23 protein-coding genes are annotated in these 26,508 nt (G+C 55.9%); 11 read left to right on the top strand and 12 right to left on the bottom strand.

Going from position 1 to position 26,508, the window contains the following annotated elements:
• Positions 1–3 precede the first annotated feature (3 nt).
• Positions 4–3,159, top strand: a complete 3,156-nt coding sequence (oqxB, locus tag AA74_RS0104590) for a multidrug efflux RND transporter permease subunit OqxB (RefSeq protein WP_021241210.1) — start codon at positions 4–6, stop codon at positions 3,157–3,159.
• A gap of 67 nt (positions 3,160–3,226) precedes the next feature.
• On the opposite strand, the gene AA74_RS0104585 is transcribed toward oqxB, so the two are convergent.
• From AA74_RS0104585 to AA74_RS0104575, 3 genes are all read right to left on the bottom strand, one after another.
• Complete coding sequence (locus tag AA74_RS0104585) at positions 3,227–3,706, bottom strand: Rrf2 family transcriptional regulator (protein ID WP_008502426.1); 480 nt, start codon at positions 3,704–3,706, stop codon at positions 3,227–3,229.
• Positions 3,707–3,843: 137 nt separating this feature from the next.
• The gene (locus AA74_RS0104580; RefSeq protein ID WP_025911429.1) at positions 3,844–5,232 is read right to left on the bottom strand and encodes a HAMP domain-containing sensor histidine kinase; all 1,389 of its coding nucleotides are present in this window, start codon (positions 5,230–5,232) and stop codon (positions 3,844–3,846) included.
• Positions 5,232–5,909: a response regulator transcription factor gene (locus tag AA74_RS0104575; RefSeq protein ID WP_025911426.1), complete on the bottom strand. Its 678-nt coding sequence runs from the start codon at positions 5,907–5,909 to the stop codon at positions 5,232–5,234. Before AA74_RS0104575 ends, AA74_RS0104580 begins: the two co-directional genes overlap by 1 nt.
• A gap of 203 nt (positions 5,910–6,112) precedes the next feature.
• Here AA74_RS0104575 and AA74_RS0104570 point away from each other — a divergent pair, with 203 nt between their 5' ends.
• Positions 6,113–6,949: a MipA/OmpV family protein gene (locus AA74_RS0104570; protein ID WP_025911425.1), complete on the top strand. Its 837-nt coding sequence runs from the start codon at positions 6,113–6,115 to the stop codon at positions 6,947–6,949.
• Positions 6,950–7,341: 392 nt separating this feature from the next.
• Positions 7,342–9,063 (top strand): SulP family inorganic anion transporter, encoded by a 1,722-nt coding sequence (locus AA74_RS0104565; protein WP_025911423.1) that lies wholly within the window; start codon positions 7,342–7,344, stop codon positions 9,061–9,063.
• Between the two features lie 364 nt (positions 9,064–9,427).
• Here AA74_RS0104565 and AA74_RS0104560 read toward each other — a convergent pair whose 3' ends face one another.
• From AA74_RS0104560 to AA74_RS0104545, 4 genes are all read right to left on the bottom strand, one after another.
• Positions 9,428–9,997: a hypothetical protein gene (locus AA74_RS0104560; RefSeq protein WP_021241217.1), complete on the bottom strand. Its 570-nt coding sequence runs from the start codon at positions 9,995–9,997 to the stop codon at positions 9,428–9,430.
• 156 nt (positions 9,998–10,153) lie between these two features.
• The gene (gene dmsD / locus AA74_RS0104555) at positions 10,154–10,768 is read right to left on the bottom strand and encodes a Tat proofreading chaperone DmsD (protein WP_021241218.1); all 615 of its coding nucleotides are present in this window, start codon (positions 10,766–10,768) and stop codon (positions 10,154–10,156) included.
• Between the two features lie 93 nt (positions 10,769–10,861).
• Positions 10,862–13,303 (bottom strand): selenate/tellurate reductase subunit YnfE, encoded by a 2,442-nt coding sequence (gene ynfE, locus AA74_RS0104550; RefSeq protein WP_025911419.1) that lies wholly within the window; start codon positions 13,301–13,303, stop codon positions 10,862–10,864.
• A 131-nt stretch (positions 13,304–13,434) separates the two neighbouring features.
• Positions 13,435–13,704 carry a DUF1161 domain-containing protein gene (locus AA74_RS0104545; RefSeq protein ID WP_021241220.1) on the bottom strand — a complete coding sequence of 90 codons (270 nt, stop codon included), beginning with the start codon at positions 13,702–13,704 and terminating at the stop codon, positions 13,435–13,437.
• Between the two features lie 98 nt (positions 13,705–13,802).
• Here AA74_RS0104545 and AA74_RS0104540 point away from each other — a divergent pair, with 98 nt between their 5' ends.
• Entirely contained in the window at positions 13,803–14,519 is a 717-nt protein-coding gene (locus tag AA74_RS0104540; RefSeq protein WP_008502416.1) for a YnfC family lipoprotein, read from the top strand.
• Between the two features lie 143 nt (positions 14,520–14,662).
• Here the strand turns inward: AA74_RS0104540 and speG are convergent, their stop codons facing one another.
• Together speG and AA74_RS0104530 are read right to left on the bottom strand one after the other, a co-directional pair.
• Positions 14,663–15,223 carry a spermidine N1-acetyltransferase gene (gene speG, locus AA74_RS0104535; protein ID WP_025911414.1) on the bottom strand — a complete coding sequence of 187 codons (561 nt, stop codon included), beginning with the start codon at positions 15,221–15,223 and terminating at the stop codon, positions 14,663–14,665.
• Positions 15,223–15,561, bottom strand: coding sequence for a DUF1283 family protein (locus AA74_RS0104530; protein ID WP_008502414.1), 339 nt, complete (start codon positions 15,559–15,561; stop codon positions 15,223–15,225). The genes speG and AA74_RS0104530 overlap by 1 nt, the downstream gene beginning before the upstream one ends.
• Before the next feature lie 152 nt (positions 15,562–15,713).
• Between AA74_RS0104530 and AA74_RS0104525 the strand changes: the two genes are divergently transcribed.
• The 5 genes from AA74_RS0104525 to AA74_RS0104505 all read left to right on the top strand — a co-directional run bounded on the left by AA74_RS0104525 (position 15,714) and on the right by AA74_RS0104505 (position 21,525).
• Entirely contained in the window at positions 15,714–16,040 is a 327-nt protein-coding gene (locus tag AA74_RS0104525) for a YnfA family protein (RefSeq protein WP_008502413.1), read from the top strand.
• Between the two features lie 110 nt (positions 16,041–16,150).
• The gene (gene rspA / locus AA74_RS0104520; protein WP_025911411.1) at positions 16,151–17,365 is read left to right on the top strand and encodes a starvation-sensing protein RspA; all 1,215 of its coding nucleotides are present in this window, start codon (positions 16,151–16,153) and stop codon (positions 17,363–17,365) included.
• A 14-nt stretch (positions 17,366–17,379) separates the two neighbouring features.
• The gene (locus tag AA74_RS0104515; protein WP_025911408.1) at positions 17,380–18,399 is read left to right on the top strand and encodes a Zn-dependent oxidoreductase; all 1,020 of its coding nucleotides are present in this window, start codon (positions 17,380–17,382) and stop codon (positions 18,397–18,399) included.
• A 73-nt stretch (positions 18,400–18,472) separates the two neighbouring features.
• Positions 18,473–19,840 carry an MFS transporter gene (locus AA74_RS0104510; protein WP_008502410.1) on the top strand — a complete coding sequence of 456 codons (1,368 nt, stop codon included), beginning with the start codon at positions 18,473–18,475 and terminating at the stop codon, positions 19,838–19,840.
• A gap of 221 nt (positions 19,841–20,061) precedes the next feature.
• The gene (locus tag AA74_RS0104505; protein WP_025911405.1) at positions 20,062–21,525 is read left to right on the top strand and encodes a mannitol dehydrogenase family protein; all 1,464 of its coding nucleotides are present in this window, start codon (positions 20,062–20,064) and stop codon (positions 21,523–21,525) included.
• A 43-nt stretch (positions 21,526–21,568) separates the two neighbouring features.
• On the opposite strand, the gene ydfZ is transcribed toward AA74_RS0104505, so the two are convergent.
• The gene (ydfZ, locus tag AA74_RS0104500) at positions 21,569–21,772 is read right to left on the bottom strand and encodes a putative selenium delivery protein YdfZ (RefSeq protein ID WP_014883679.1); all 204 of its coding nucleotides are present in this window, start codon (positions 21,770–21,772) and stop codon (positions 21,569–21,571) included.
• A gap of 287 nt (positions 21,773–22,059) precedes the next feature.
• Between ydfZ and AA74_RS0104495 the strand changes: the two genes are divergently transcribed.
• Positions 22,060–22,491, top strand: a complete 432-nt coding sequence (locus AA74_RS0104495) for a universal stress protein (protein ID WP_025911403.1) — start codon at positions 22,060–22,062, stop codon at positions 22,489–22,491.
• 35 nt (positions 22,492–22,526) lie between these two features.
• On the opposite strand, the gene AA74_RS0104490 is transcribed toward AA74_RS0104495, so the two are convergent.
• Together AA74_RS0104490 and ydfG are read right to left on the bottom strand one after the other, a co-directional pair.
• Entirely contained in the window at positions 22,527–23,213 is a 687-nt protein-coding gene (locus AA74_RS0104490) for a GntR family transcriptional regulator (RefSeq protein ID WP_008502405.1), read from the bottom strand.
• A gap of 91 nt (positions 23,214–23,304) precedes the next feature.
• Complete coding sequence (gene ydfG, locus AA74_RS0104485; RefSeq protein WP_021241307.1) at positions 23,305–24,051, bottom strand: bifunctional NADP-dependent 3-hydroxy acid dehydrogenase/3-hydroxypropionate dehydrogenase YdfG; 747 nt, start codon at positions 24,049–24,051, stop codon at positions 23,305–23,307.
• Positions 24,052–24,193: 142 nt separating this feature from the next.
• Between ydfG and dcp the strand changes: the two genes are divergently transcribed.
• Entirely contained in the window at positions 24,194–26,227 is a 2,034-nt protein-coding gene (gene dcp / locus AA74_RS0104480) for a peptidyl-dipeptidase Dcp (RefSeq protein WP_025911401.1), read from the top strand.
• The last annotated feature ends 281 nt before the right edge of the window (positions 26,228–26,508 follow it).

Genomic DNA, 26,508 nt, shown 5'->3' with positions numbered 1-26,508 from the left:
CCCATGGACTTTTCCCGCTTTTTCATCGACAGGCCGATCTTTGCTGCCGTCCTGTCGATTCTGATTTTTATCACAGGGTTAATCGCCATCCCGCTGCTGCCGGTGAGCGAATACCCTGACGTCGTGCCGCCAAGCGTGCAGGTGCGCGCCGAGTACCCGGGCGCCAACCCGAAAGTGATTGCCGAGACCGTGGCGACGCCGCTGGAAGAGGCGATCAACGGCGTTGAGAACATGATGTACATGAAATCCGTCGCGGGCTCGGACGGCGTGCTGGTGACCACCGTGACCTTCCGTCCGGGGACTGACCCGGATCAGGCGCAGGTTCAGGTGCAGAACCGCGTCGCGCAGGCCGAAGCGCGTCTGCCGGAGGACGTGCGGCGTCTGGGCATTACCACCCAGAAGCAGTCGCCCACGCTGACGCTGGTGGTGCATCTGTTTTCGCCAAACGGTAAGTACGATTCGCTGTATATGCGCAACTACGCCACGCTGAAGGTGAAGGATGAGCTGGCGCGCCTGCCCGGCGTCGGCCAGATCCAGATTTTCGGCTCCGGCGAGTACGCGATGCGCGTCTGGCTGGACCCTAATAAAGTGGCGGCGCGCGGGCTGACCGCCTCGGACGTGGTCACGGCGATGCAGGAGCAAAACGTACAGGTCTCCGCCGGTCAGCTTGGCGCCGAGCCGCTGCCTAAAGAGAGCGACTTCCTGATCTCCATTAACGCCCAGGGCCGCCTGCATACCGAAGAAGAGTTTGGCAATATTGTCCTGAAAACAACGCAGGACGGTACGGTCGTCCGCCTGCGCGACGTGGCGCGGATTGAAATGGGCTCCGGGAGCTATGCCCTGCGTTCCCAGCTGAACAATAAAGACGCGGTCGGGATTGGTATCTTCCAGTCACCCGGGGCGAACGCCATCGATCTGTCTAACGCGGTGCGCGCGAAAATGGACGAACTGTCCACGCGCTTCCCGGCAGACATGAAGTGGGCGGCACCTTACGATCCGACGGTCTTCGTGCGCGATTCAATCCGTGCGGTGGTGCAGACGCTGCTGGAAGCCGTGGTGCTGGTGGTGCTGGTGGTCATTCTGTTCCTGCAAACCTGGCGCGCGTCGATCATTCCGCTGATCGCGGTGCCGGTGTCGGTGGTGGGTACTTTCAGCATTCTCTACCTGCTGGGCTTCTCGCTGAATACCCTCAGCCTGTTCGGCTTGGTGCTCGCCATCGGTATCGTGGTGGACGACGCCATCGTGGTGGTGGAAAACGTCGAGCGAAATATCGAAGAGGGGCTTGCGCCGCTTGCGGCCGCGCACCAGGCGATGCGTGAAGTGTCCGGGCCGATTATCGCGATTGCGCTGGTGCTGTGCGCGGTGTTTGTGCCGATGGCGTTTCTGTCGGGCGTTACCGGCCAGTTCTACAAGCAGTTTGCGGTGACGATCGCGATATCTACGGTGATTTCAGCGATTAACTCGCTGACGCTCTCTCCGGCGCTGGCGGCACTGCTATTAAAGCCGCACGGCGCGCCGAAAGATTTCCCGACCCGGCTTATCGATCGTCTCTTCGGCTGGATTTTCCGTCCGTTTAACCGCTTCTTCCTCCGCAGCTCAAACGGCTATCAGGGGCTGGTGGGCAAAACGCTGGGACGACGCGGCGCGGTATTCGTGGTTTACCTGCTGCTGCTCTGTGCCGCAGGCGTCATGTTTAAAGCGGTGCCCGGCGGGTTTATTCCGACGCAGGACAAGCTTTACCTGATCGGCGGCGTGAAAATGCCGGAAGGCTCCTCGCTGGCCCGCACCGATGCGGTGATCCGCAAAATGAGCGAAATCGGGATGAATACCGAAGGCGTGGATTATGCGGTCGCGTTTCCGGGGCTGAACGCGCTGCAGTTCACCAATACGCCGAATACCGGGACGGTCTTCTTTGGCCTGAAGCCGTTCGACCAGCGTAAACATTCCGCGGCGGAAATTAACGCGGAGATTAACGCGAAAATCGCGCAAATCCAGCAGGGCTTTGGCTTCTCTATTCTGCCGCCGCCGATTTTAGGGCTGGGTCAGGGGTCGGGCTATTCCCTGTACATTCAGGATCGCGGTGGTCTGGGCTATGGCGCGCTGCAAAATGCGGTGAACACCATGTCCGGAGCGATTATGCAGACGCCGGGGATGCATTTCCCGATCTCAACCTACCAGGCTAACGTGCCGCAGCTGGACGTGCAGGTTGACCGCGATAAGGCGAAAGCGCAGGGCGTGTCGCTGACCGATCTTTTCGGGACGCTGCAAACCTATCTGGGTTCGTCGTACGTCAATGATTTCAACCAGTTCGGACGTACCTGGCGCGTGATGGCGCAGGCCGACGGGCAGTTCCGCGACAGCGTGGAAGATATTGCGAATCTGCGTACCCGCAACAGCCAGGGCGAAATGGTGCCGATTGGCAGTATGGTGAACATCACGACCACCTACGGGCCCGATCCGGTGATCCGTTACAACGGCTACCCGGCGGCGGACCTGATTGGCGATGCCGACCCGCGCGTGCTCTCATCTGCACAGGCGATGACGCAGCTGGACGCGATGTCTAAGCAGATCCTGCCGAACGGGATGAACATCGAATGGACGGACCTGAGCTTCCAGCAGGCCACCCAGGGCAACACGGCGCTGATCGTCTTCCCGGTCGCGGTACTGCTGGCGTTCCTGGTGCTGGCGGCGCTGTATGAAAGCTGGACGCTGCCGCTGGCGGTGATCCTCATCGTGCCGATGACGATGCTTTCCGCGCTGTTTGGCGTCTGGCTGACCGGGGGCGATAACAACGTCTTCGTGCAGGTGGGGCTGGTGGTGCTGATGGGGCTGGCCTGTAAAAACGCCATTCTTATCGTGGAGTTTGCCCGCGAGCTGGAAATTCAGGGTAAAGGCATTATGGAAGCCGCGCTGGAGGCGTGCCGTCTGCGTTTACGCCCGATTGTGATGACCTCCATCGCCTTTATTGCCGGGACCATTCCTCTGATCCTCGGCCACGGCGCGGGTGCGGAAGTACGCGGCGTCACCGGGATCACGGTGTTCTCCGGTATGCTGGGGGTGACGCTGTTTGGTCTGTTCCTGACGCCGGTGTTCTACGTGACGCTGCGTAAGTTCGTCACGCGCGGCAAAAAAGAGGAAAGGGACGTGCTGCCCGCGTAGGGATGTTGCTGATAATAAAAAACCGCCTTCACAGTGAAGGCGGTTTTTTTTTCGCATCAGGAAAACGTTATGACGTTTTTTGATACTGGGCAATGAGATCGGGGAGCGGATCCCATCCGCTGCTGTCGGCGTTTTTAACCGCTTCCAGGGCGCTAGCCACGGTATGGCGCTCCAGTACCGCTAACGACGCCTGCTCGGCCTCTTCGGAAATCGATTTAAAGTACCAGCAGGCGTTAGCGCTGACCACGCAGCGGGCCGGTACGTCAGGGCGCGACGCCCACAGTTTTTTATCTTCGATGACCGAAAGGTAGATGTCGCGCAGGGTGATCTCTTCCGGCGGGCGACCAAGATGAATGGAGCCGTTACGGCCAAGCGTTGAGACGATAATGCCGTCTCGCGTCAGCGGAACCATCAATTTGCGGATGAAGCTCGGGTTTGCTTCCAGACCGTAGGCCAGAATCGCGCTCGTCGAACGTTCACCCAATTGCTCCGCCATCGCTACGCTGAGAACCATCTGCAAAGCTGTCGGGAAGCGGTAATCTAACATTTCTCTGTCCTGGGTTGCGGTGAATCTTGTTCTTTTTGGCACCGCAGAGGTGAATAAGCAATAAACAACAATATAACAAATACGGTAATTATTTTGAAGCAATCTGCGGCATTTGCGATCAAACCCCCTGTTCTGCTTTAGCTAAACGTGCGGTTCGGGAAGTCAACCGTCACCAGGAGGCCGCCTTCCGAGGACGTACTCAGGTTTACGCTGCTGTTGTGCTGCTGCGCCACCGCTTTGACGATGGCAAGCCCCAGCCCGCTGCCGCTCTGCACCTGATTGGGATCGCGGAAAAAACGGTCGAACACGCGCTCCCGCAGTTCAGGCGGAATACCCGGGCCCGCATCGGAGACGCGCAGCTGAACGACGCGATCGCAGGCGCTCACGTCGACCTGAATCCGCCCGCCCTCGGGGCTGTACTTCACGGCGTTCTCAATGAGATTATCAATCAGCGACACCAGGCGTTCCCTGACGCCGTGGATCCAGACGTCATCCTCTGCAAAGAATTCCAGCTCAATTTTGCGCGCAGACGCTAGCGGTTCCAGCTCGGCCATTCGTTCCTGAATAAGCGTTGTCAGCGGCACGGGTTCCATAGCCGTATCAATGCGCGATTCACTGTGCATCATCAGCAGCAGCTGATTGACGAGGCGCGCGGCGCGGCTGTTGCTGCGAATCACGCCCGCAAGCAGCTCCTTCTGGCTCTCGCTGATGACCCAGGACTGCAGCGCCTCCACGTTGATGCGCATCGCCGCGAGGGGCGTACGCAGCTCGTGCGCGGCATCCGCGATGAAAATCCGCTCCCTTTCCGCGCTTTCACGCACCCTGGCAAGGAAGTCGTTGATCGCGTCCACCATCTGGCGAAGCTCCCGGTGCTTCGGTACGGCTCTTAAAGGGGAGAGGTCGTCCGGCGTGCGTAACGTAATTTCATTGACCACCTTATTCCATGGACGCATCGCAATGCGGATTGAGAGCCACGCGGGAAACAGCAGAAACGGGAAGCAGACCAGCAGCGGCAGGATGTAGTACCCGCGAGAGTTCAGATAGATAAAGAAGTTCCAGCCGCTGGCTGGCGTGAAGAGGGTGACCTCAACGTCAGAGTGAGGGGATTTAAGGGTGCGGCTGGTCCAGGTACGATCTCCACTCTGAACGTGCTCCAGTTCTCCGAATCGGGTGTTTGTTATCCCCGCGGGCGCACCGTCGGAGGCAAAAATAACGGCATTATTCTTGCGAACGATGATGTTAATCGACAGCACGGGATCTTCCCCTCCGCCGTAACCTTCCCGCAGGGCCTGGCTAAAGGCTTCCAGCACGGCGGTACGATCCTGCGGACGTCCGTCCATACGCTCAGCCAGGGTAAAAACAGTTTCGTATGTTTTACTGCCCGTGAGGATGGGAGGGCTGCGCAGGTCCTCCCACAGAATGAAGGTTAGAAAAAGACACCACAGCAGGGTCAGCAGCAGCATCTGGGCGATGATAATTCGGCGCACCAGCGTCGGGCGCCTCAGGTGATACCAGACGTTTTGCATTAACCGGTCACCTTTTGAATGGAGACGGTATCAATGACGTACCCGACGCCCCGGACCGTTCGCACATAGCCGTCGCCGATTTTCCGCCGCAAATTTCCCATATGCACGTCGAGCGCGTTGCTGAGGTTCTCTTTGTTGCCGAATATCCTTTCTTCCAGAAACCGCCGGGTCAGCACGCGGTCCGCGCGCAGCATCAACGTTTCCAGCAGCGCGTATTCACTGGCCGTTAAATCGATATGGCGCGCACTCACCGTCACGCGGCGCGTTGGGACATGAAGGGATAGCCCGCGAATTTCTATCGCCTCATTCTCAAAACCGTAGCTGCGCCGCGCAAGGGCTCGCACTCGCGCCAGCAGCTCGGCGAGAATAAAGGGTTTGACGAGATAGTCGTCCGCGCCGGCATCCAGGCCGCACAGGCGATCCTGCAATGTCCCTCGCGCCGTCAGGATGATGACGGGGATCCCCTTGAGCTGCTGGCGCAAACGCGTCATCAGGCTCATGCCGTCGCCGTCGGGTAGCCCCAGGTCGAGCAAAATAAGTTCCGGCACGCAGACGTCAAGCTGATGCAGCGCATCCTCTTTACGGCGAACCCATATGACGTCAAACCCTTGATCTGAGAGGGCGATACGTACGCCATTGCCGAGATCCAGGTCGTCTTCGATAAGTAGAATTTTCACATTGGTAACGGTATCAACCGTGAATGAAGAATTTCTTAAGAAAAAAACGGTAGCAGGAAATCTGTCCGGATGACAGCGCCCGCGCGCGCTTCAGTCTTTCTTCATTTTCGGCTCATAAGAACCTTAGGGTCACGCTTCAAAATGGGCGTTCCGGCGTTTAACCGCCTGCATCGTCATCATTTGCATCCATAAGGACTTCCTTAATGAGAAATATCGAACTGCGTCATACGTTCCCTCATTTACTTTCGGGCCGCTGCCTGAAAACCCTCGTGCCGGGCGTCGTTCTGGCGTTACTGGCTACGCCTGTACTGGCGGAAGAACAGCGCCAGGGCAACGTCTTAACCCTGGGGGGCGGCGTGGATGTGGGGCCGCGCTACTCGGGTTCAGAGAAAACCCGCGCTTCAGCGGCTCAGGTAGTGGATTATTCCATGGCAAATGGCTTCTTTATCGGCACCACGCGAGGGATCGGTTACGGTAACAACGTTGGCAACCTGGATTACAGCGCAGCGCTGAGCTATCGAGTTGGCCGTAAAGATAAAGACGTGAGCAGCGATTCCATCAGCTCCGGCAGCGACGAGCTGCGGGGGATGGGTGAGATTAAAGGCTCGGCTATCGTGGTACCTGGGCTGGGGTACAAGGTGACCGACTGGCTGAATCTGCAGCTGCAGGCTGAGGTTCCGGTGTCTGAGAGAGACAACGGAGAGGCAGTGCATTTCGGCTTGAGCAGCCCGCTCTATACCTCACCAACAAATGCGGTGACGCTGGCGCTGACCGGCAGTTGGGGATCCGACAAGTATATGCAGACGTACTATGGGGTCAGCGCCGCCCAGTCGGCCGCATCGGGCTTTGCCCGACATGACGCCGGGGCCGGGATTTATGCCTGGTCGATGAACCTTGACTGGACCCACAAGCTCACCTCGCGCTGGAGCGTGCTTGCCTCAGCGGGCGTGACGCAGCTGACGGGGGATGCGAGCAATAGCCCGATTGTGCATCGTAAAACGTCGCCGACGGGGAGTTTGAAGGTGACATACAGTTTTTGAGCATGTGATAACAACGTATAAAAGCCGCTCCGGTTAAGATGGCGGGGCGGTACTGCTGGGTGACGGGAAGAGTGATGGACTCTCTCGATCTCATGGTGTGTAACAACCTGCTCTCTATGCCAAAATGATTCAACATTAGCGATTAACGAGACTTACTGATAATGACCATTGTATTTATTCCATCACTTGCTTTCATCACGGTATCCGGCACGGCCAACCCCGGTTAAGCCGCAGTATCTGAACTACGTTTAACATCAGTCAGAATAATAAAAGAGTTAACGTTTTATTAGATTCGCAACAGTGTCGGCCTCCGTCCGGAGCATTTGAAAACCAGAACCTCACTAAGAAATGTGCCAACATGACGCGAGTAATATCTCTGTCCGGAGAATAATGTGTTCGGAAAACTGTTGTTAAACTACATGCCCGGTTTACAAAATTTGTTAGCCTACGATAAAAGCTGGCTAAAACATGATGTTAAAGCGGGGTTATCCGTTGCGGCTGTCGCGCTCCCTGTTGCGATTGCTTACGCTGAGCTGGCGGGGGTGGGGGCAATTGTAGGGCTCTATTCCTGCGTTTTACCGATGATAGCTTACGCACTGTTTGGCTCTTCACGCCAGCTTATTGTGGGCCCGGATGCCACAACCTGCGCGGTGATTGCGGCCGTCGTATTTCCGCTTTCTGCAGGAAACCCCGAACTGCACTGGCAGCTGACGATCATCATGACATTGATGATGGGCGGGTGGTGTTTGCTTGCCAGTAAATTTCGGCTGGGCGCGCTCGCCGATCTGCTTTCTCATCCCATTCTTACCGGTTTACTTAATGGCGTAGCCGTGACGATTATCGTCGGGCAATTAGGCAAGGTGTTGGGGATTAAGCTTGATGAAGCGCAGGTTATTGAAAAAATAATCGCCTTGCCAGGTCGACTTTCAGATAGCCATTTATTAACCGTAGGAATATCCCTTTTTACGTTAATTATTTTAATGGTGATCAAAACGTATCGCAGCCAGTGGCCAGCACCTTTAATCGCCATTGTAATAACAACGGCACTGGTATGGGTGACCTCTGCGCAACAGTACGGTATTGCCACGATAGGGGGAGAAGGCTTCCAGCCTGGTTTACCCATCGTTCACTGGGGGGCGTTCCAGCCGGGGCCGATGCGTGATTTGGTGATCCCGGCGCTGAACCTGGCGTTGGTCAGTTTTGTCAGTCTGATGCTGACCGCCCGCAGTTTTGCCGCGAAAAATGGCTACGAAATTAATGCGGATGCAGAATTCCGGGCTCTGGGTATTGCGAACATTATGTCGGGGTTATCTCAGGGGTTTGCTATCAGTGGCGCCGATTCCCGGACCGCGGTGAATGATTCGGTTGGGGGGAAAAGTCAGCTGGTTTCCGTGGTCGCCGCCTTAATCATTGGTATCGTCGTAGTATTTTTCACTCAGCCATTACAATTCATTCCGGTATCTGCGTTAGGGATTGTTCTAATGTATGCATCGTGGTCATTGATTGATTTACGTGGGCTATGGAACCTGAGGCGCAGAAATAAACAGGCCTTTCGCCTGGCCTTCTTCACGTTTGGCTGTGTGTTAATTATCGGCGTTATCCAGGGGATCGGCCTTGCGGTGTTGCTTGGCCTGTTGCAGTTCCTTCGTACGGTATTTCGTCCCTCTGAGCACCTGCTGGGCACTGACGAAGAGGGAATGATTCACTCGTTAGGGAATACCACCGATATAAAAATGGTCCCGGGCGTGCTGATGTATCGATTTAACTCACCGTTGACCTATTTTAATGTGGCTTATTTTAAACGTCGGGTATTGAACCTGGTTGATGGGGCAGCCATACAGCCTAAATGGGTGGTCATTGATGCCGTTGCCTGCTTCACCTATTCAGACATCAGCGTCCTGGCAACCATTAATGAGTTAAAGCGCGATCTGAAAGGTCGACAGATTAAATTAATTCTTGCGGGCAGGAAAACGGAGTTAACACGCTGGTTTAAAGACAGTCGGCCAACAATGAATGATGATGACATGATTCTGGCGCCAGACCTCTACCTGGCACTTCGGTTCATTCAAAGCAAAGAGAGTGCGAGTGAGGGGGAATCAGTCGGTGATACATAACCAAATAGTGGTGAAAGGCTCGTAACGCATGCTACTGGCAGGCAGGGAACACTCACAATTACCCACAGGATGAGAATAAAGATAATGATGGTTTTCTGAAGTATGGGATTATCCACTAAAAATGACTCCGGCTTGCTCGCTGAAAAAGCAGAATAGAGGAACAGTCGTCACGTATCCACCACTAAATGTGGGGGTATGAATGAAATTTACCCTGATTCGATTTTGAGATGACCCTGCCCGTAGCCGGTTTCTCCGCTGTGAATGCGCAATCTCTGGTGCGACGTATCAGGCTGACGGCTATAAGCAAGGAGCGGGCCTTGAGTACCATTCATTTTCGCCAGAACAAAAATAGATAGGGTCGTGCCTACAAATAAATAAACTCATAACTCACAATGTAACTTCCAATATTATTCACACGGGCCGTTACCCACACCCCAGTCATTCCCTGCTTACGGTGGCTGTGCAGATATTCTTTGTTTGTACAAAGCTGAATCCATCTGTTGGTGTTCTGATCTTTTAACCAGAGACCCGCTTCACAATGGCCATGCTTACCTCTCGAAGGCCCCGGAAAGACAACCTCATATTCAGATTCATAGCCAATTATTTTGTCCGGGAAGAGATAGACATAAATATCATAACAATTTAAGCTCAATACAAACCCAAGGCAAAAGCCGCTAAAAAAAGCACTGGCAATATATTCTAATGTTTTGTTAAAAGTGCGCAGGTAAAAAGCGCGCATAACAAAAATTGTTCCAATCAAAACGCCAAGTGAAATATATGTCATCCATTCAGGGACGGATTTTTTTAATATAGTATTATGGGAGATGCCAGATGCCCATGACATATACCAGAGCCATCCACCTAAAACGCTGAATATCACGGCTGTAACGAGTAATTTCTTGCGTTTATCTTCGAAAGAATAATTTTTAGTCATGGTTTTGTTTTGTATGTATCAAACGAAAGTGTTGACCTTACCAGGAAAAGCTATTTTATATTATTAAATTCAATATGCCTCCTGTTTCGAGTTAAATTTTTTAAGCTTCCTCTTTTGACCGTAGCTTGCTCGCTACCCGCGAGCAAGCCACACCCCTTAGCGATACAGCGTCTTTTCCGCAACCGGAATAAGGAGCCCGGATCGCCAGTCCGCGAGCGTCAGCTGCGCAAGCTTACCCAGCGCGGTATAAAACGGATGGTTGGCGTTCTCGACAAACACCGTCAGGAAGCGGGTGCTCCACGGCAGCAGGTGCCACGCCAGAAGCTGAGCGCACTCCGCCTCGCGGCCGTTCTCGGCCAGCCATGCCGCCAGCAGCAGCAAAGTCCCGAAGTGATCTTCCGGTTCATTCTGCTGCATTTCAAATGCGATAGCGTTCTCCCGCATCCACTGGCGCAGCGCGAGGGTCGAGTCGCCAAACAGCACGGATTCGCGGTCCAGCCAGACGGAGCCCCACGGTGGCGCGGGTAGGGCGTAAGGGCCAATAAACAGTCGTTGCCAGGCGTCCCTCAGCGGCTCATCGGCAGACGCGGCAAAGGTGTCAGCGACTGGCTGCAGCGTTCCTGGCGGCAGGGGCCAGTCCTGAACCCATTCGCCTGCGGTGAGGGCCTGCACCAGCGGCGCGGCCTGCTCGCTGTCTGGTGCGAAATAAAACAGCGCACCCAGCACCCGGGCGCTGAACGCGAACGATTCACGATGTGAGACATCTTTCATTACATCTTCCTTGCTCGCGCGGAGGATGTCCGCGCGTCTGAGTTAACCAATAATACAAACCATAGAATAAACCACGGTCACGCCATTCACCCGTTACACCTTCTCGATCTGTACCAGATTGGTGTGCTGCGGGTTGCCTTTGGCCAGCGGTGACGGGCGGTGCGTGGTCAGGGTGTTGATGCATGAGCCGTGGTCGACACGATCGCCACTCATATTGGCGTCGTGCCAGGCCCCCTGGCCCATAGCGCTGACGCCGGGCATGATGCGCGGCGTCACTTTCGCTTCTATTCTTACCTCACCGCGGTCGTTAAAGACGCGCACCGTATCGCCGTTTTTAATGCCGCGTTTTTCGGCATCGACAGGATTAAGCCAGACCTCCTGGCGGCAGGCGGCTTTCAGCACGTCTACATTACCGTAGCTTGAGTGGGTACGGGCCTTAAAGTGGAAGCCAAACAGCTGCAGCGGGAACCGCGCGCGCTCGGGCGCATCCCAGCCGTCGAAGGTTGACGCGTAGACGGGCAGCGGGCTGATGGTCTCATCTTTTTCCAGCTCCCAGGTGGCCGCAATCTCCGCCAGCTTGCTGGAGTATATTTCAATCTTACCCGATGGGGTTTTCAGCGGATTGGCTTCCGGGTTTTCGCGGAATTTTTTATAGGCCACAAAATGGCCGTTCGGATCTTTGCGCTTGTAAATGCCCCTTTTTTTCAGCTCGTCATAGGACGGCAGTTGAGGGTCTTTTTCGAGCATTTTGGCATACAGATACTGCAGCCACTGTTCCTGCGTCCGTCCTTCGGTGAATTTCTGGTGGATATCCGGCCCGAGGCGTTTCGCCACTTCGCTCATGATCCAGTAGATGGGCTTGCGCTCAAACTTCGGCGCGGTCACGGGCTGAAGGAATATCAGGTAGCCCATGTTGCCCGCATAATCGTTTGGAATGATATCTTCCTGCTCGACGGTCATCAGGTCCGGCAACACGATATCGGCATACTTCGCTGACGATGTCATGAAGTTATCGATGACGACAATCATTTCGCACTTGCCTTCATCCTGCAGGATATCGTGGGTTTTATTGATATCGGAATGCTGGTTGATGAGGGTGTTGCCCGCGTAGTTCCAGATGAACTTAATCGGCACGTCCAGCTTATCCTTGCCGCGCACGCCGTCGCGCAGGGCGGTCATCTCCGGCCCACGGGCGATGGCGTCCGTCCAGCTGAAGCAGGAAATTTGCGTTTTGACCGGGTTATCCGGCAGCGGCATACGTTCGATGGTGATGGTGTAGGTGGACTCACGCGCGCCGCTGTTCCCGCCGTTGATCCCGACGTTTCCGGTGAGGATCGGCAGCATCGCGATCGCGCGGGAGGTCAGCTCGCCGTTCGCCTGACGCTGAGGTCCCCAGCCCTGACAGATATAAGCCGGTTTAGCGGAGCCGATTTCGCGGGCAAGCTTAACGATGCGATCGGCGGGAATACCGGTGATGCGGGAGGCCCACTCCGGCGTTTTCGCCGTGTGGTCATCGCCCTGGCCGAGAATATACGCTTTGTAGTGACCGTTAGCGGGCGCGCCTTCCGGCAGCGTTTTTTCGTCGTAGCCAATGCAGTATTTGTCGAGGAACGGCTGGTCGACCAGGTTTTCGTCGATTAATACCCAGGCAATACCCGCCACCAGCGCGGCATCGGTTCCCGGACGGATCGGGATCCATTCATCTTCGCGTCCGGCTGCCGTGTCGGTGTAGCGCGGGTCGATAACAATCATGCGCGCGTTGGACCGCTCGCGAGCCTGTTCCAGATAGTACGTAATCCCGCCGCCGCTCATGCGCGTTTCCGCCGGGTTATTGCCGAACATCACTACTAGTTTGGTGTTTTCGATGTCCGAGGTGCTGTTGCCGTCGTTGCTGCCGTAGGTGTAGGGCATCGCGCAGGCAATTTGCGCCGTGCTGTAGGTGCCGTAGTGGCTCAGGAAGCCGCCGTAGCAGTTCATCAGGCGCGCCACCAGCGAAGCGTAAGGGGAGGAGCGGGTGATATTGCCGCCGACAATCCCGGAAGAGTAGTTGATATACACCGCTTCGTTGCCGTAGTTGGCCACCACGTCTTTCAGGCTGGCGGCGATCGTGTCGAGCGCTTCATCCCACGTGATGCGCTCGAACTTGCCTTCGCCGCGTTTGCCCACGCGCTTCATCGGGTAGTTCAGACGGTCAGGGTGATTGATGCGGCGACGAATAGAACGTCCGCGCAGGCAGGCGCGCACCTGGTGATCGCCATACACATCCTCGCCGGTGTTATCCGTTTCGACCCAGTACACTTCGTTGTCGCGGACATGCAGACGCAGCGCACAGCGGCTGCCGCAGTTGACCGAGCAGGCGCCCCACACCACGGTATCTTCAGGAGGCTGGACGGCGTGCTTCACCGCAGCGGCAGCGCTTTTAAGGCCAAAGGGAAGCGAGATCCCACCAGCGGCAAGCGCCAGAGAACCTATCGCCGTAGATTTCACGAGAGTTCGACGGCTAATTCCGCCGTCGTAATGTTCAGCATCGGACATGGCTCACCCCATCATTATTATTGTGTATTATTTCTCCCGAAATGATATCCGGGCTAACGATGGGGTGAGTGTTACTTATTTGGGGGTAGTAGATCTTAATCCTTATCAAATCAAAGGGAATTGACGCTCAATTACTGAGGTTCAGCTGCCGCACCGCTGCCTGTGCGGGTATACAGAATTTTAAAGGTGTCGTTAGCGCAGTGGCCTACAACCTGCGTGCCCGGCTGATCGGCCTGGTCGTTCGGCACAATGTTCAGCGTAAAACCTGACTCAGGCACGCCGTTGTTGACGATCTTCTGCTGAATGTCGCTTTTCACGCGCTCGCAGGAATCCGGTGCCGCCAGCGCGGCCGTTGAGGCACTCATTAACAGCAGGGCGGTAATCCAGGGTAACCGTTTCATCTGTAGCTCCTTTTCTCTGTGTAGAGATTAATTTTAGCAGGCTTCGTGTAAACATCTGTATTTGCTAATATGATTGGGAATAATCTCCCTGTACGGAAATGAATGTGAAGAAATATGCAGCGATAACGCTCCTGGCAGCAACACTGGTGGGGTGCGACAACAGCTCCGCGCCGCTGTCGTTTACGCCCGAGATGGCGAGTTTTTCAAACGAATTTGATTTTGATCCGCTGCGCGGCCCGGTCAAAGACTTTACCCAGACGCTGTTCAACGAGAAGGGCGAAGTGTCCAAACGGGTCACCGGCACCGTCTCGACGGAAGGGTGTTTCGATACGCTGGAGCTACACGACCTGGAGGCCAACACCAGCGTGGCGCTGGTGTTGGATGCCAATTACTATCTTGATGCGGAAACCCAGCAGCGCAAAGTGAAGCTGCAGGGCAAATGCCAGCTGGCCGAACTGCCGTCAGCCGGGGTAACGTGGGATACCGACGACAACGGATTTGTGGTGGCGGCGCACGGTAAAGAGATGGAAGTGAAGTATCGCTACGACGCGGATGGTTACCCGCTGGGCAAAACCACCGTATCAGGGGATCAGCATCTGTCCGTCCAGTCGACGCCGTCGAAAGACCTGCGCAAAAGAATGGATTACTCGGCAGTCAGCATGTTGAATGACAAGCCGCTGGGCAACGTGACGCAGAGCTGCGACTACGATCGCCACAATAACCCGGTGAGCTGCGATCTGACCATCACGGACGACAGCGTCAAACCCGCCGTTGAGCACAAGTACACCATCAAGAACACGATTGAATATTACTGAGCGTAAAGTGCATTTTGTGCGTTTCGCCCGGCGGCGCTACGCTTGCACGGGCCTACAATGAAGCACCCTGTAGGCCGGGTAAGCACAGCGCCACCCGGCAAGAAAGGCAGCTCAATGGTTTATGACACGGTTTGTCATCAATCTTACTGCGCGGTAGGTTTCAGCAGGCTGGCGCCTGACGGTTTATGTCCGGCCAGGTGCTGATGCTGGAAAATGCACATGCGGATGGTGTTGCGGTATTCACCGTTGATAAAGAACTCGTGAATCAGCTCGCCTTCCATCATAAAGCCCAGCTTGCGATAGATATGGATCGCTTTTTCGTTCTCTTTGTCCACAATCAGGTAAAGCTTGTAGAGATTCAGAACGTTGAATCCGTAATCCATTGCCAGCCTGGCCGCGCGTGACGCAAGGCCTTTTCCCTGATGCTCAGGGGAGATGATGATCTGGAACTCCGCCCGACGGTGAACGTGGTTGATCTCAACCAGCTCCACCAGCCCGGCTTTTTCACCTTCACACTCCACCACAAAACGACGTTCACTCTGATCGTGAATGTGCTTATCGTAGAGATCGGACAGCTCGACAAAGGCCTCATAAGGCTCTTCGAACCAGTAGCGCATCACGCTGGCATTGTTGTCGAGCTGGTGGACAAAGCGCAGGTCTTCACGCTCCAGCGGACGGAGTTTAACGTCGCAGGGCGCCGACATTATGGGGCTACCGTGCGGCCAGTGCGGCGATCCAGGCATCGCAGGGTGTTAGGCTCCCAGTAGGCATTGACGTTTGCACTTTGCTGACACTTATCGCGCGCGTCAAAAGCGACATCTTCTTTGTCCCACTCTTTTTCGGCACGTTTGTTGACCTTCTGGCGAAGGCTACGGGTGTCATTCCATTGTTCTTTGTCCATCGCGGCGTTCTGGCGGCTTTGCGCGCTGTCACCAGACTCAATAATGAGCTTGCTGGTTTCCGCTGTCGCAGAGGCGGCAAAGGCGAACGATGACAGCGCCAGCAGGGCTGTCAGACAAAGGCGTTTGCTTAATGTGGTCATAGCGTTTCCTTTTAAATGGGTGCAGATAATCAAGTTACCCCGTACAGATTCTACACTAAAGCGAAATGACGGCATACCCGCGGAGCAAGTATGGAAAAGTAAAGGGCATCATCAGGTATGATGGTTAAATAAATCCTCACCTGACGTGAAATATGCTTAAAACGACGCTGCTTTTTTTTGCGACTGCGCTGTGTGAAATCATCGGTTGCTTCCTGCCCTGGCTCTGGCTCAAAAAGGGTGGATCCGTATTGCTGCTCATTCCGGCAAGCGTTGCGCTGGCCCTGTTTGTCTGGCTGTTAACGCTGCATCCGGCGGCCAGCGGGCGCGTTTATGCGGCTTACGGCGGCGTCTATGTCTGCACGGCGCTGCTGTGGCTGCGCGTGGTGGACGGCGTCAAACTCAGCGTCTATGACTGGGCCGGCGCGCTGATTGCCCTGTGCGGTATGCTGATTATTGTGGCGGGATGGGGCCGCGCATGAGCCCCCGGTTTTGTGATCGTTAGCTTATTTTACGATCATTATACTTGTATGGTAGTAGTGTAGTTGCGTAAATTTCCGGCATCACAACGAACGATGTAAGGAAAGGAATTATGAAGATTGTCGCGGCTGACGTGTTTGTTACCTGCCCGGGGAGGAACTTTGTCACCCTTAAAATCACCACCGATGAGGGGATTGTCGGTCTCGGTGACGCCACGCTAAACGGACGCGAGCTCTCCGTGGCCTCATACCTGAAGGATCACCTTTGCCCCCAGCTCATTGGCCGCGATGCGCACCGCATCGAAGACATCTGGCAGTTCTTCTACAAAGGTGCTTACTGGCGTCGCGGTCCGGTCACCATGTCGGCCATCTCCGCCGTGGATATGGCGCTGTGGGATATCAAAGCCAAAGCGGCCAACATGCCGCTCTACCAGCTGCTGGGCGGCGCCTCCCGGGAAGGGGTGATGGTCTACTGTCACACCACCGGCCACACCATTGACGACGTGCTGGAAGATTACGCCCGTCACAAAGAGATGGGCTTTAAGGCGATCCGCGTGCAGTGCGGCGTGCCGGGCATGAAAACCACCTACGGCATGGCCAAAGGGAAGGGGCTGGCCTACGAGCCTGCGACCAAAGGCGACTGGCCGGAAGAGCAGCTCTGGTCCACCGAAAAATACCTCGACTTCACGCCGAAGCTGTTCGACGCGGTGCGTAATAAATTCGGCTTCAATGAGCATCTTCTGCACGACATGCACCACCGCCTGACGCCCATCGAAGCGGCGCGCTTCGGCAAGAGCATTGAAGCATACCGCATGTTCTGGATGGAGGATCCCACCCCTGCGGAAAACCAGGCCTGCTTCCGCCTGATCCGCCAGCACACCGTTACGCCCATTGCGGTAGGCGAAGTGTTTAACAGCATCTGGGACTGCAAGCAGCTCATCGAAGAGCAGCTGATCGACTATATCCGCACCACCATTACCCACGCGGGCGGCATCACCGGGATGCGCCGCATCGCGGACTTCGCGTCGCTCTATCAGGTGCGTACCGGCTCGCACGGTCCGTCGGATCTGTCGCCTGTCTGCCACGCCGCCGCGCTGCATTTCGACCTGTGGGTGCCGAACTTCGGTGTGCAGGAATATATGGGCTACTCCGAACAGATGCTGGAGGTCTTCCCGCACAGCTGGCGCTTTGATAACGGCTATATGCATCCGGGCGACAAGCCGGGGCTGGGCATCGAATTTGATGAGAAGCTGGCGGCGAAATACCCGTACGATCCGGCCTATCTGCCGGTTGCCCGTCTTGAAGACGGCACGCTGTGGAACTGGTAAGCGAGGAGCAAACGATGAAAAGCGTAGTGATTCAACAGCCGAACGAACTGGTAATTGAAGAGCGTCAACTTCCGGTACCTGGCGCAGGTGACGTCCGCGTCAGTATCAAGCTTGCCGGGATCTGCGGGTCGGATAGCCACATCTACCGCGGCCATAACCCGTTTGCGAAGTATCCGCGCGTCATCGGCCATGAGTTTTTTGGCGTGATTGACGCCGTGGGCGAGGGCGTTGACAGCGCGCGCCTGGGCCAGCGCGTTTCGGTCGATCCGGTGATCAGCTGCGGGCACTGCTACCCGTGCTCCGTGGGAAAACCGAACGTCTGCACCTCGCTGGTGGTGCTGGGCGTTCACCGTGACGGCGGCTTTAGCGAATATGCGGTCGTGCCCGCACAAAACGCCTGGCCCATTCCGGATGACATTCCTGATAAGCACGCCGTCATGGTTGAGCCCTTCACCATCGCCGCCAACGTAACGGGGCAGGCGAAACCGACTGAACAGGACGTCGCGCTGATATATGGCGCCGGGCCGATGGGGCTGGTTACGGTTCAGGCCCTGAAAGGCGTCTATCAGGTGAAGCAGGTTATCGTGGTTGATCGCATAGACGAGCGTCTGGCGATGGCCCGGCGCAGCGGCGCGGATTGGGTCTTTAATAACGGCGAGCAGTCGCTGCAGGCCGCGCTGGAGGAAAAAGGCATCAAACCGACGTTAATCATTGATGCCGCCTGCCATCCCTCCATTTTGCAGGAAGCGATAACCCTGGCCTCACCGGCGGCGCGCATCGTGCTGATGGGGTTCTCCAGCGAGCCGAGCCAGATTGTTCAGCAGGGCATCACCGGCAAAGAGCTGGCGATATTCTCCTCGCGCCTGAACGCCAACAAATTCCCGGTCGTTATCGACTGGCTGAAGAGGGGGCTGATCGACCCGGAAAAACTGATCACCCATACCTTTGACTATCACCACGTTAAAGACGCCATTGAACTGTTTGAGAAAGACCAGCGGCAGTGCTGCAAAGTTTTGCTCACGTTCGGCCAATAATCATTTACGCGGTTAAGCGCCTGCGCAGACAGGCGCTATGTGGTACGCATCTTACCTTTCAGAGATAGCCATTATGACGCAAGTACAACCTCAAAGAACCACATCCGATCTGGTGAAAGCCGCCGTTTCCGGCTGGCTGGGCACCGCCCTGGAGTTTATGGACTTCCAGCTTTACTCGCTGGGTGCCGCTCTGGTCTTCCATGAGATCTTCTTCCCGGAACAGTCCGCCGCGATGGCGCTGATCCTCGCGATGGGCACCTACGGCGCAGGCTATATTGCGCGCATCGTCGGCGCCTTTATCTTCGGCAGAATGGGCGACAGCATTGGTCGTAAGAAGGTGCTGTTCATTACCATCACCATGATGGGGATCTGCACCACGCTGATTGGCGTCCTGCCGACCTACGCGCAGATCGGGATTTTTGCCCCCGTGCTGCTGGTGACGCTGCGCATTATTCAGGGCCTCGGTGCCGGGGCCGAGATCTCCGGGGCCGGGACCATGCTGGCGGAGTACGCGCCGAAAGGTAAACGCGGCATCATCTCCTCGCTGGTGGCGATGGGGACTAACTGCGGGACGCTGAGCGCAACGGCGATCTGGGCCATCATGTTCTTTGCCCTCGATCGTGAACAGCTGCTCGCCTGGGGCTGGCGCGTGCCATTCCTCGCCAGCGTCGTGGTGATGATCTTCGCCATCTGGCTGCGTATGAACCTCAAGGAGAGCCCGGTCTTTGAGAAAGTGAACGATGTGCAAGCTGCGCAGCCGGACACCTCACTGGGTTCCATGGTGAAAAGCAAATCCTTCTGGCTGGCGACCGGCCTGCGTTTCGGCCAGGCAGGCAACTCAGGTTTGATCCAGACCTTCCTCGCGGGTTATCTGGTCCAGACGCTGCTGTTCGATAAGGCCATCCCGACCGATGCGCTGATGATCAGCTCCATTCTCGGGTTTATCTCCATTCCGCTGCTGGGCTGGCTTTCCGATAAAGTGGGGCGCCGTCTGCCGTACATTATCCTCAATATCTCCGCCATTATTCTGGCCTATCCGATGCTGTCGATCATCGTCGATAAGAGCTATGCGCCGGGGACGATCATGCTCTGCATCATCGTTATCCATAACTTCGCCGTTCTGGGGCTCTTCGCGCTGGAAAATATCACCATGGCGGAGATGTTTGGCTCGCGAAATCGCTTTACCCGTATGGCGATCTCCAAAGAGGCGGGCGGTCTCGTAGCGGTGGGCTTTGGTCCGGTACTGGCAGGGATTTTCTGCAATATGACCGGCTCCTGGTGGCCGATTGTCGCCATGCTGGTGGCCTATTCCGTGATTGGACTGATCTCGGCGATCCTGATGCCGGAAGTGCGCGACCGTGATTTAAGCGCGGCGCAAGACGCAGCCGAGTCTGCGCCGAAAGAGACGGTCGGTTACGGTGCCGTCTCCTCAAGACGCTGATGGTTTATAACTTGCGTTGCCTGTCACACAACTTTGATTTTGTGTCACACCACATGAACAAAAGTTAATATAAATCAAAAACTCAAACGGCAGTATCAGTATGGTTGATGGCAGTTCACTTTTTTACTCCAGCTACCATTCTAGTTGGTGTAGTCAGCAGGCGCTGCCGCTTCAGCATGGGCGGCAGCGATCCACAGCTTTCTAATTAACGAGTCTTAATCATGGAAAATACCTTATTACAGGCCAACGCGACGCTGCCACAGTACGATCGCGACAGCCTTAAAGCACGCATCGTTCATTTAGGGTTTGGCGCGTTTCACCGTGCGCATCAGGCAGTGTACGCCGACATCCTCGCCGCGGAACACGGTAGCGACTGGGGATACTGTGAGGTTAACCTGATTGGCGGCGAACAGCAGATTGCCGATCTGAACGCGCAGGATAATCTCTATACCGTGGCGGAAATGTCTGCCGATGCGTGGACCTCCCGCGTGGTTGGCGTGGTAAAAAAGGCGCTGCATGCGCAGGTTGACGGGCTGGAGACCGTGCTGGCCGCGATGTGCGAACCGCAGGTGGCGATTGTCTCGCTGACCATCACCGAGAAAGGGTACTGCCATTCCCCGGCGACCGGGCAACTGATGCTCGATCACCCTTTTATCGTCGCAGACCTGCAAAACCCGCACCAGCCGAAATCTGCGCCGGGTGTGGTCGTGGAAGCGCTCGCGCGGCGTAAGGCGGCGGGCCTGCCGGCGTTTAGCGTGATGTCCTGCGACAACATGCCGGAGAACGGTCACGTGATGCGCAATGTCACCTGCGCGTACGCCCGTGCGGTAGACGGTGAGCTGGCGGACTGGATCGAATCCCACGTTACCTTCCCGTCAACGATGGTGGATCGCATCGTGCCTGCGGTCACCCCCGACACGCTGGATAAAATTGAACAGCTTACCGGCGTGCGCGATCCGGCGGCGGTGGCCTGTGAACCGTTCCGTCAGTGGGTGATCGAAGATAACTTTGTGGCCGGCCGTCCAGCGTGGGACAAAGCCGGAGCCGAGCTGGTGTCAGACGTGATCCCGTTTGAAGAGATGAAGCTGCGCATGCTTAACGGCAGCCACTCATTCCTGGCGTACCTGGGCTATCTGGCGGGCTATCAGCATATTAACGACTGTATGGAAGATGAAAACTACCGCGTCGCCGCGCACGCCCTGATGCTTAACGAGCAGGCGCCTACGCTGAAGGTCAAAGGCGTCGATTTAGGACGCTATGCCGATCTCCTGATTGCCCGCTACAGCAACCCGGCCCTGCGCCATCGGACCTGGCAAATTGCGATGGACGGCAGCCAGAAGCTTCCGCAGCGCATGCTGGATTCCGTGCGCTGGCACCTGGTGCATCAGAAGCCTTTCCCGCTGCTGGCACTGGGCGTGGCAGGGTGGATGCGCTATGTCGGGGGCGTGGACGAGCAGGGTAACGCGATTGACGTGAGCGATCCGCAGCTGGCGGTGATTCAGGCGGCGGTGAAGGGCAGTGCGGAAGGGGAAAGCCGGGTCAGGGCGCTGCTCGGCATCGAGGCCATCTTCGGCAAAGAATTACCGCGTGAATCCGTCTTTGTTGATGCGGTGATGAAGGCATACCAGACGCTGCTGCAAAAGGGCGCGAAAGCGACCGTGGCGCAGTACGTGTCTCAACGGTAATTCAGTACATGCCGCCGTTCGCGGCGGCATGTCTGCGCACCGTTTAGTGCATACCCAGGCGAATCAGCTCAATCGGTTCGAACTTACCTTCGCATCCTTCCACTTCAACCGTTTTGCTGCGGCGCACCTGCGCGGCATCCAGCCCGTCGCTGTGGATCGCTTTAATCACGCCAGTTTTACCTGTGCCGCTAATCATGACGCGGCTGCCGGTGGTGATTGCATTGCGGTTACGGTCGTATGTCATCATGGTATTTTCTCCTCTCTAACCTGTTCGTTACGGCGTTATTTCAGGGTTGCCGTTCACGGGGCATATAAATACGCCTGTCTGCATCAGATGTTTTTGTTTTTGATCAAACTCACACTTTTTTCTTTATTGCGTCGGGTGCTGACGGTTCACGACAGCAATTGACAAAGCAGACCGTTATTTTCATTAACTGATAGTTTCATCAGGGAAGCGTTGAGGGTTGGTTTATTTTCCCGGTGCCATTCTGGATACAGGAAATAACCCTTTCATCGGAATAAGGAGCCAGGCTTATGTATAAGAAGATTTTGATGCCTGTTGATGTATTTGAAATGGATTTGAGTGACAAAGCGGTTCGCCACGCGGCTAACCTCGCGAAGGCCGAGGGCGCGTCGATTACCCTGGTCAATATTCTGCCGACCAGCAGCCGATCCCTGCTGCGCGGTTTTAACGCCGATATTAAAAAGTTCGAAGAATATATGACTGAGGAATCCGGGAAGAAAATGAACGCCTTAAAAAGGCTGTTCGACATCTCGCCGGAGAAAATTGACAGCCTGGTTCGCTTTGGCAACGTCCTCGATGAAATTATCAGGCTGAGCAAAGAGGGGGAATATGACGCGATCGTCATCGGGTCGAAAAATCCGGGCATCACCACCCATCTGCTGGGATCAAATGCGGAATCTATCCTGCGCTACGCAACCATTCCGGTGTTAGTCGTTCGCTAACCCTCTCGCCGCACCCGAAAGGGCGCGGCGAAATATTATTCTTCGCTAAACCACTCGCTATTTTCCTGACGAATCAGCTGCACGGATTCGCTAATTTCCTGCAGATGCAGCGTCATCGCTTTTTCCACGCCGTCCGGGTCGCGTTTTTCCAGCGCGCTGAAAATATCATGGTGTTGTCGGAGCAGCATTTCCGGTGGAGAGACGTGATCGAGACTCATATAACGCACGCGGTCGATGGTGGCCTTGATGTTTTCGATGGTGTCCCAGGCCAGCTGGCAATCTGCAATCTGCGCCAGCTTCTGGTGGAATTCATCATCTAGCTGGAAGAAATCATTCAGCTGCTTACGGTCAATCGCAATCCGCTGCTGATGCAGGTTTTGCTCCAGCAGGTAACACTGCTTGTCGTTGATGAGCGTTGCGGCACGCCGCGCCACCGCGCATTCAATGGCCTGGCGAACAAAACAGCCGTTGCGCACCTGAGAGAGTGAAATTTTGTTCACATAGCTGCCGCGCTGCGGGCGGATCTGAATCAGACCGTTTTCCGCAAGCTTAATAAACGCTTCACGCACCGGCTGACGGGAAACGTCAAAACGCACGGACACCTCTTTTTCAGAAAGCGGCGTTCCCGGTGGGATCAGGCAATGGACAATATCACGTCGCAAAATGCGATAGATTTGCTGGTTTACGGGCTGGGTGGGATTGAGTTGCGATTCAGCGGCCATGAGTTGTCATTTCTCAGAGAGTTAGCCTGAACATACTACCATTCTTTTATAACCCGAAACAGACCCGGCCCGCAGGCCGGGAAGGGCAGCGTTAGCTACGATGGACGCTAAGCCCGGCAAAACTCTGGCTGACCGGCATCATTTCTACGGTATTGATGTTGACGTGTTTTGGCAGCGTCGCCACCCACCAGACCGTTTCGGTGACGTCTTCCGGCGTCAGGGCGTTAGCGTTTTCATAGGTTTTGTCTGCTTTCGCGTCATCGCCTTTGAAACGCACGTTGGAAAACTCGGTGCCACCCACCAGGCCCGGCTCGATGTCGGTGACGCGAATGGCGGTGCCGTGGAGATCGGTACGCAGGTTAAGGCTGAACTGGCGCACAAACGCTTTTGTTGCGCCGTAGACGTTGCCGCCTGCATAAGGCCAGCTTCCGGCGGTGGAGCCGATATTGATAATGTGGCCGCGATTGCGCTCAACCATGCCCGGCAGCACCGCGCGGGTCATATAGACCAGCCCTTTGTTGTTGGTGTCGATCATGTTTTCCCAGTCTTCCACGCTGGCTTTGTGTGCCGGCTCCATGCCCAGCGCAAGACCGGCATTGTTGACCAGCACGTCGATGGCGCGCCACTCGGCGGGCAGGTTGGCAATCATCTCTTCAATCGCCGCGCGGTTACGCACGTCCAGCTGCGCGGTCAGGATGCTGTCGCCTAATTCGTCCTTCAGCTCCTGCAGACGTTCCTGACGGCGGCCCGTTGCAATAACCTTGTGCCCGTTGGCGACGAAGCGACGCGTGATGCTTTCACCAAAACCTGCCGTTGCCCCGGTAACTAAAATAATCATCTCACTGTTCCTCAACGCTTTTTGTGTTTAACTAACATAGCACGGCCGCAGAGGGTGCGTTAAGGCAACATTTGTATGACAGCGTTGCAGGGGATGGCGGCCTGGCCTACTCTGGGAGGATACCCGTACTCAGGAGTGAAAGATGACGGCCACGAATCCTTTTTTTGACATCAGCCTGCTGCCTTACCAGGCCCCCCATTTTGATCAGATCAACGACAGCCACTATCGTCCGGCCTTCGATGAAGCCCTTCGCCAGAAGCGTGCGGACATTGACGCGATTGTCGCTCAGGCCGCTGCGCCTGACTTCACGAACACCGTGCTGGCGCTGGAGAAGAGCGGCGCCATGCTCTCGCGTGTCAGCAGCGTGTTCTTCGCCATGACTTCCGCGCACACCAATCCGTTTTTACAGGAGCTGGAAGAACAGTTCTCCACCGAGCTTGCCGCGCTGGCAAACGATATCTGGCTGAATGACGCGCTGTTTGCCCGCGTGGAGAGCGTCTGGCAGGACCGTGCCGCGCTTGACGCCGAATGCCGTCGTCTGGTCGAGGAGCTGTATCAGCGGTTTATTCTGGCCGGTGCGCGTCTGAGTGAGACAGAAAAGACCGAGCTGAAGGCGCTGAATACCGAGGCGGCCTCGCTGACCAGCCAGTTTAACCAGCGTCTGCTGGCTGCCGATAAGACCGGTGGGCTGGTGGTGGATTATGCGCACCAGCTTGACGGGCTCAGCGCAACGGAGATCGCTGACGCGGCGCAGGCTGCCGCGGAGCGAGGGCTAAACGATCGCTGGCTGATCCCGCTTTTGAACACCACCCAGCAGCCCGCGCTTTCCGCGCTGCGCAATCGTCAGACCCGCGAAAACCTCTTCAACGCAGGCTGGACGCGTACCCAGAAAGGGGACGAAAACGACACCCGCGCGCTGATTCTTCGTCTGACGGCGCTGCGCGCGCGGCAGGCCCGTCTGCTGGGCTTTGAGGATTACGCTAGCTGGAGCATTGCTGACCAGATGGCGAAAACCCCGGCCGCCGCGCTGGAATTTATGCGCGGCATTGTGCCTGCCGCCCGCGCCCGCGCGGAACGCGAGCAGGCCGATATTCAGAAAGTCATCGACGACGAGCAGGGCGGTTTCACCGTGGAGGCCTGGGACTGGGCCTTTTATGCGGAGCGCGTGCGCCAGGCAAAATATGCCCTCGATGAGTCGCAGATCAGGCCCTACTTTGCGCTCAATACCGTGCTGCAGGATGGCGTATTCTGGGCTGCCAGCCAGCTGTTTGGCATTCGCTTCGTCGAGCGCTTCGATATCCCGGTGTATCACCCGGACGTCCGCGTATGGGAAATTTTCGACCACACCGGCGAAGGCATGGCGCTGTTTTACGGTGACTTCTTTGCCCGTGATTCCAAACAGGGCGGGGCATGGATGGGGAATTTCATCGAGCAATCCTTCGAGTTTGCTGCCCGTCCGGTGATCTACAACGTCTGTAACTACCAGAAACCGGCGAATGGCGGTATCGCGCTTCTCTCCTGGGATGACGTAATAACCCTGTTCCACGAGTTTGGCCATACGCTGCACGGTCTCTTTGCCAGCCAGCGTTTCGCCACCCTTTCCGGCACCAATACGCCGCGTGATTTTGTTGAGTTCCCGTCGCAAATCAACGAGCACTGGGCCAGCCATCCTAAGGTGTTTACCCACTATGCGCGCCATTACGAAACCGGCGAACCGATGCCGGACGCGCTGCGGGAAAGCATGCTCAACGCGACCCATTTCAATAAGGGTTATGACATGACCGAACTGCTGGGTGCCGCGCTGCTGGACATGAACTGGCACGGCATCAGCGAGGCCGTTTCGAGCGTGGAGGATTTTGAAGCGGCAGCGTTGAAGAAAGAGGGGCTGGATCTGCCCGCCGTTCCGCCGCGCTACCGCAGCAGCTATTTTGCCCATATTTTTGGCGGCGGCTACGCGGCGGGGTATTACGCCTACCTGTGGACGCAGATGCTCGCTGACGATGGCTATCAGTGGTTTGTCGAGCAGGGCGGGTTGACTCGCGAAAATGGACAGACATTCCGCGAGGCCATTTTGTCCCGCGGGAACAGTACTGATTTAGCTGAACTTTACCGGAACTGGCGCGGGCACGATCCGAAGATTGAGCCGATGCTGGATAACCGCGGATTGAGCGAATAGAGTCAATGCTGTATGAAAAAAGAACCGGGCTTTACGCCCGGTTTTTTATACGTCTGTAACCGTTTCAGCATAAAAACTAAGATTATGTTCTTTATAAATAAAACCGGCGAGGTTAAAGGTCACTCCCTCCGGGAGATGTATTTAACCGAATTCAGGCTGTAAGAGAGCTAATAATTTGATCTGGATTGTAAAAATCAAATGTTCTTTAAGCTTAAGGGTTTTAACTATAAATTTTTATTATTCTTTGCCGATAAATAAAGGTGGCATAAAAATTGGCGTAT

Origin of the sequence: Enterobacter sp. 5-4, from assembly GCF_000612205.1 — a bacterium.
GTDB lineage: Bacteria > Pseudomonadota > Gammaproteobacteria > Enterobacterales > Enterobacteriaceae > Enterobacter > Enterobacter roggenkampii.
This window is presented reverse-complemented; position numbering and strand designations above follow the sequence as displayed.

Coding starts and splice junctions, on each gene's coding strand:
- oqxB (WP_021241210.1), top strand. CDS start 4: ATGGACTTTTCCCGCTTTTTCATCGACAGGCCGATCTTTGCTGCCGTC.
- AA74_RS0104585 (WP_008502426.1), bottom strand. CDS start 3,706: ATGTTAGATTACCGCTTCCCGACAGCTTTGCAGATGGTTCTCAGCGTA.
- AA74_RS0104580 (WP_025911429.1), bottom strand. CDS start 5,232: ATGCAAAACGTCTGGTATCACCTGAGGCGCCCGACGCTGGTGCGCCGA.
- AA74_RS0104570 (WP_025911425.1), top strand. CDS start 6,113: ATGAGAAATATCGAACTGCGTCATACGTTCCCTCATTTACTTTCGGGC.
- AA74_RS0104560 (WP_021241217.1), bottom strand. CDS start 9,997: ATGACTAAAAATTATTCTTTCGAAGATAAACGCAAGAAATTACTCGTT.
- dmsD (WP_021241218.1), bottom strand. CDS start 10,768: ATGAAAGATGTCTCACATCGTGAATCGTTCGCGTTCAGCGCCCGGGTG.
- ynfE (WP_025911419.1), bottom strand. CDS start 13,303: ATGTCCGATGCTGAACATTACGACGGCGGAATTAGCCGTCGAACTCTC.
- AA74_RS0104545 (WP_021241220.1), bottom strand. CDS start 13,704: ATGAAACGGTTACCCTGGATTACCGCCCTGCTGTTAATGAGTGCCTCA.
- AA74_RS0104540 (WP_008502416.1), top strand. CDS start 13,803: ATGAATGTGAAGAAATATGCAGCGATAACGCTCCTGGCAGCAACACTG.
- speG (WP_025911414.1), bottom strand. CDS start 15,223: ATGTCGGCGCCCTGCGACGTTAAACTCCGTCCGCTGGAGCGTGAAGAC.
- AA74_RS0104530 (WP_008502414.1), bottom strand. CDS start 15,561: ATGACCACATTAAGCAAACGCCTTTGTCTGACAGCCCTGCTGGCGCTG.
- AA74_RS0104525 (WP_008502413.1), top strand. CDS start 15,714: ATGCTTAAAACGACGCTGCTTTTTTTTGCGACTGCGCTGTGTGAAATC.
- rspA (WP_025911411.1), top strand. CDS start 16,151: ATGAAGATTGTCGCGGCTGACGTGTTTGTTACCTGCCCGGGGAGGAAC.
- AA74_RS0104515 (WP_025911408.1), top strand. CDS start 17,380: ATGAAAAGCGTAGTGATTCAACAGCCGAACGAACTGGTAATTGAAGAG.
- AA74_RS0104510 (WP_008502410.1), top strand. CDS start 18,473: ATGACGCAAGTACAACCTCAAAGAACCACATCCGATCTGGTGAAAGCC.
- AA74_RS0104505 (WP_025911405.1), top strand. CDS start 20,062: ATGGAAAATACCTTATTACAGGCCAACGCGACGCTGCCACAGTACGAT.
- ydfZ (WP_014883679.1), bottom strand. CDS start 21,772: ATGATGACATACGACCGTAACCGCAATGCAATCACCACCGGCAGCCGC.
- AA74_RS0104495 (WP_025911403.1), top strand. CDS start 22,060: ATGTATAAGAAGATTTTGATGCCTGTTGATGTATTTGAAATGGATTTG.
- AA74_RS0104490 (WP_008502405.1), bottom strand. CDS start 23,213: ATGGCCGCTGAATCGCAACTCAATCCCACCCAGCCCGTAAACCAGCAA.
- ydfG (WP_021241307.1), bottom strand. CDS start 24,051: ATGATTATTTTAGTTACCGGGGCAACGGCAGGTTTTGGTGAAAGCATC.
- dcp (WP_025911401.1), top strand. CDS start 24,194: ATGACGGCCACGAATCCTTTTTTTGACATCAGCCTGCTGCCTTACCAG.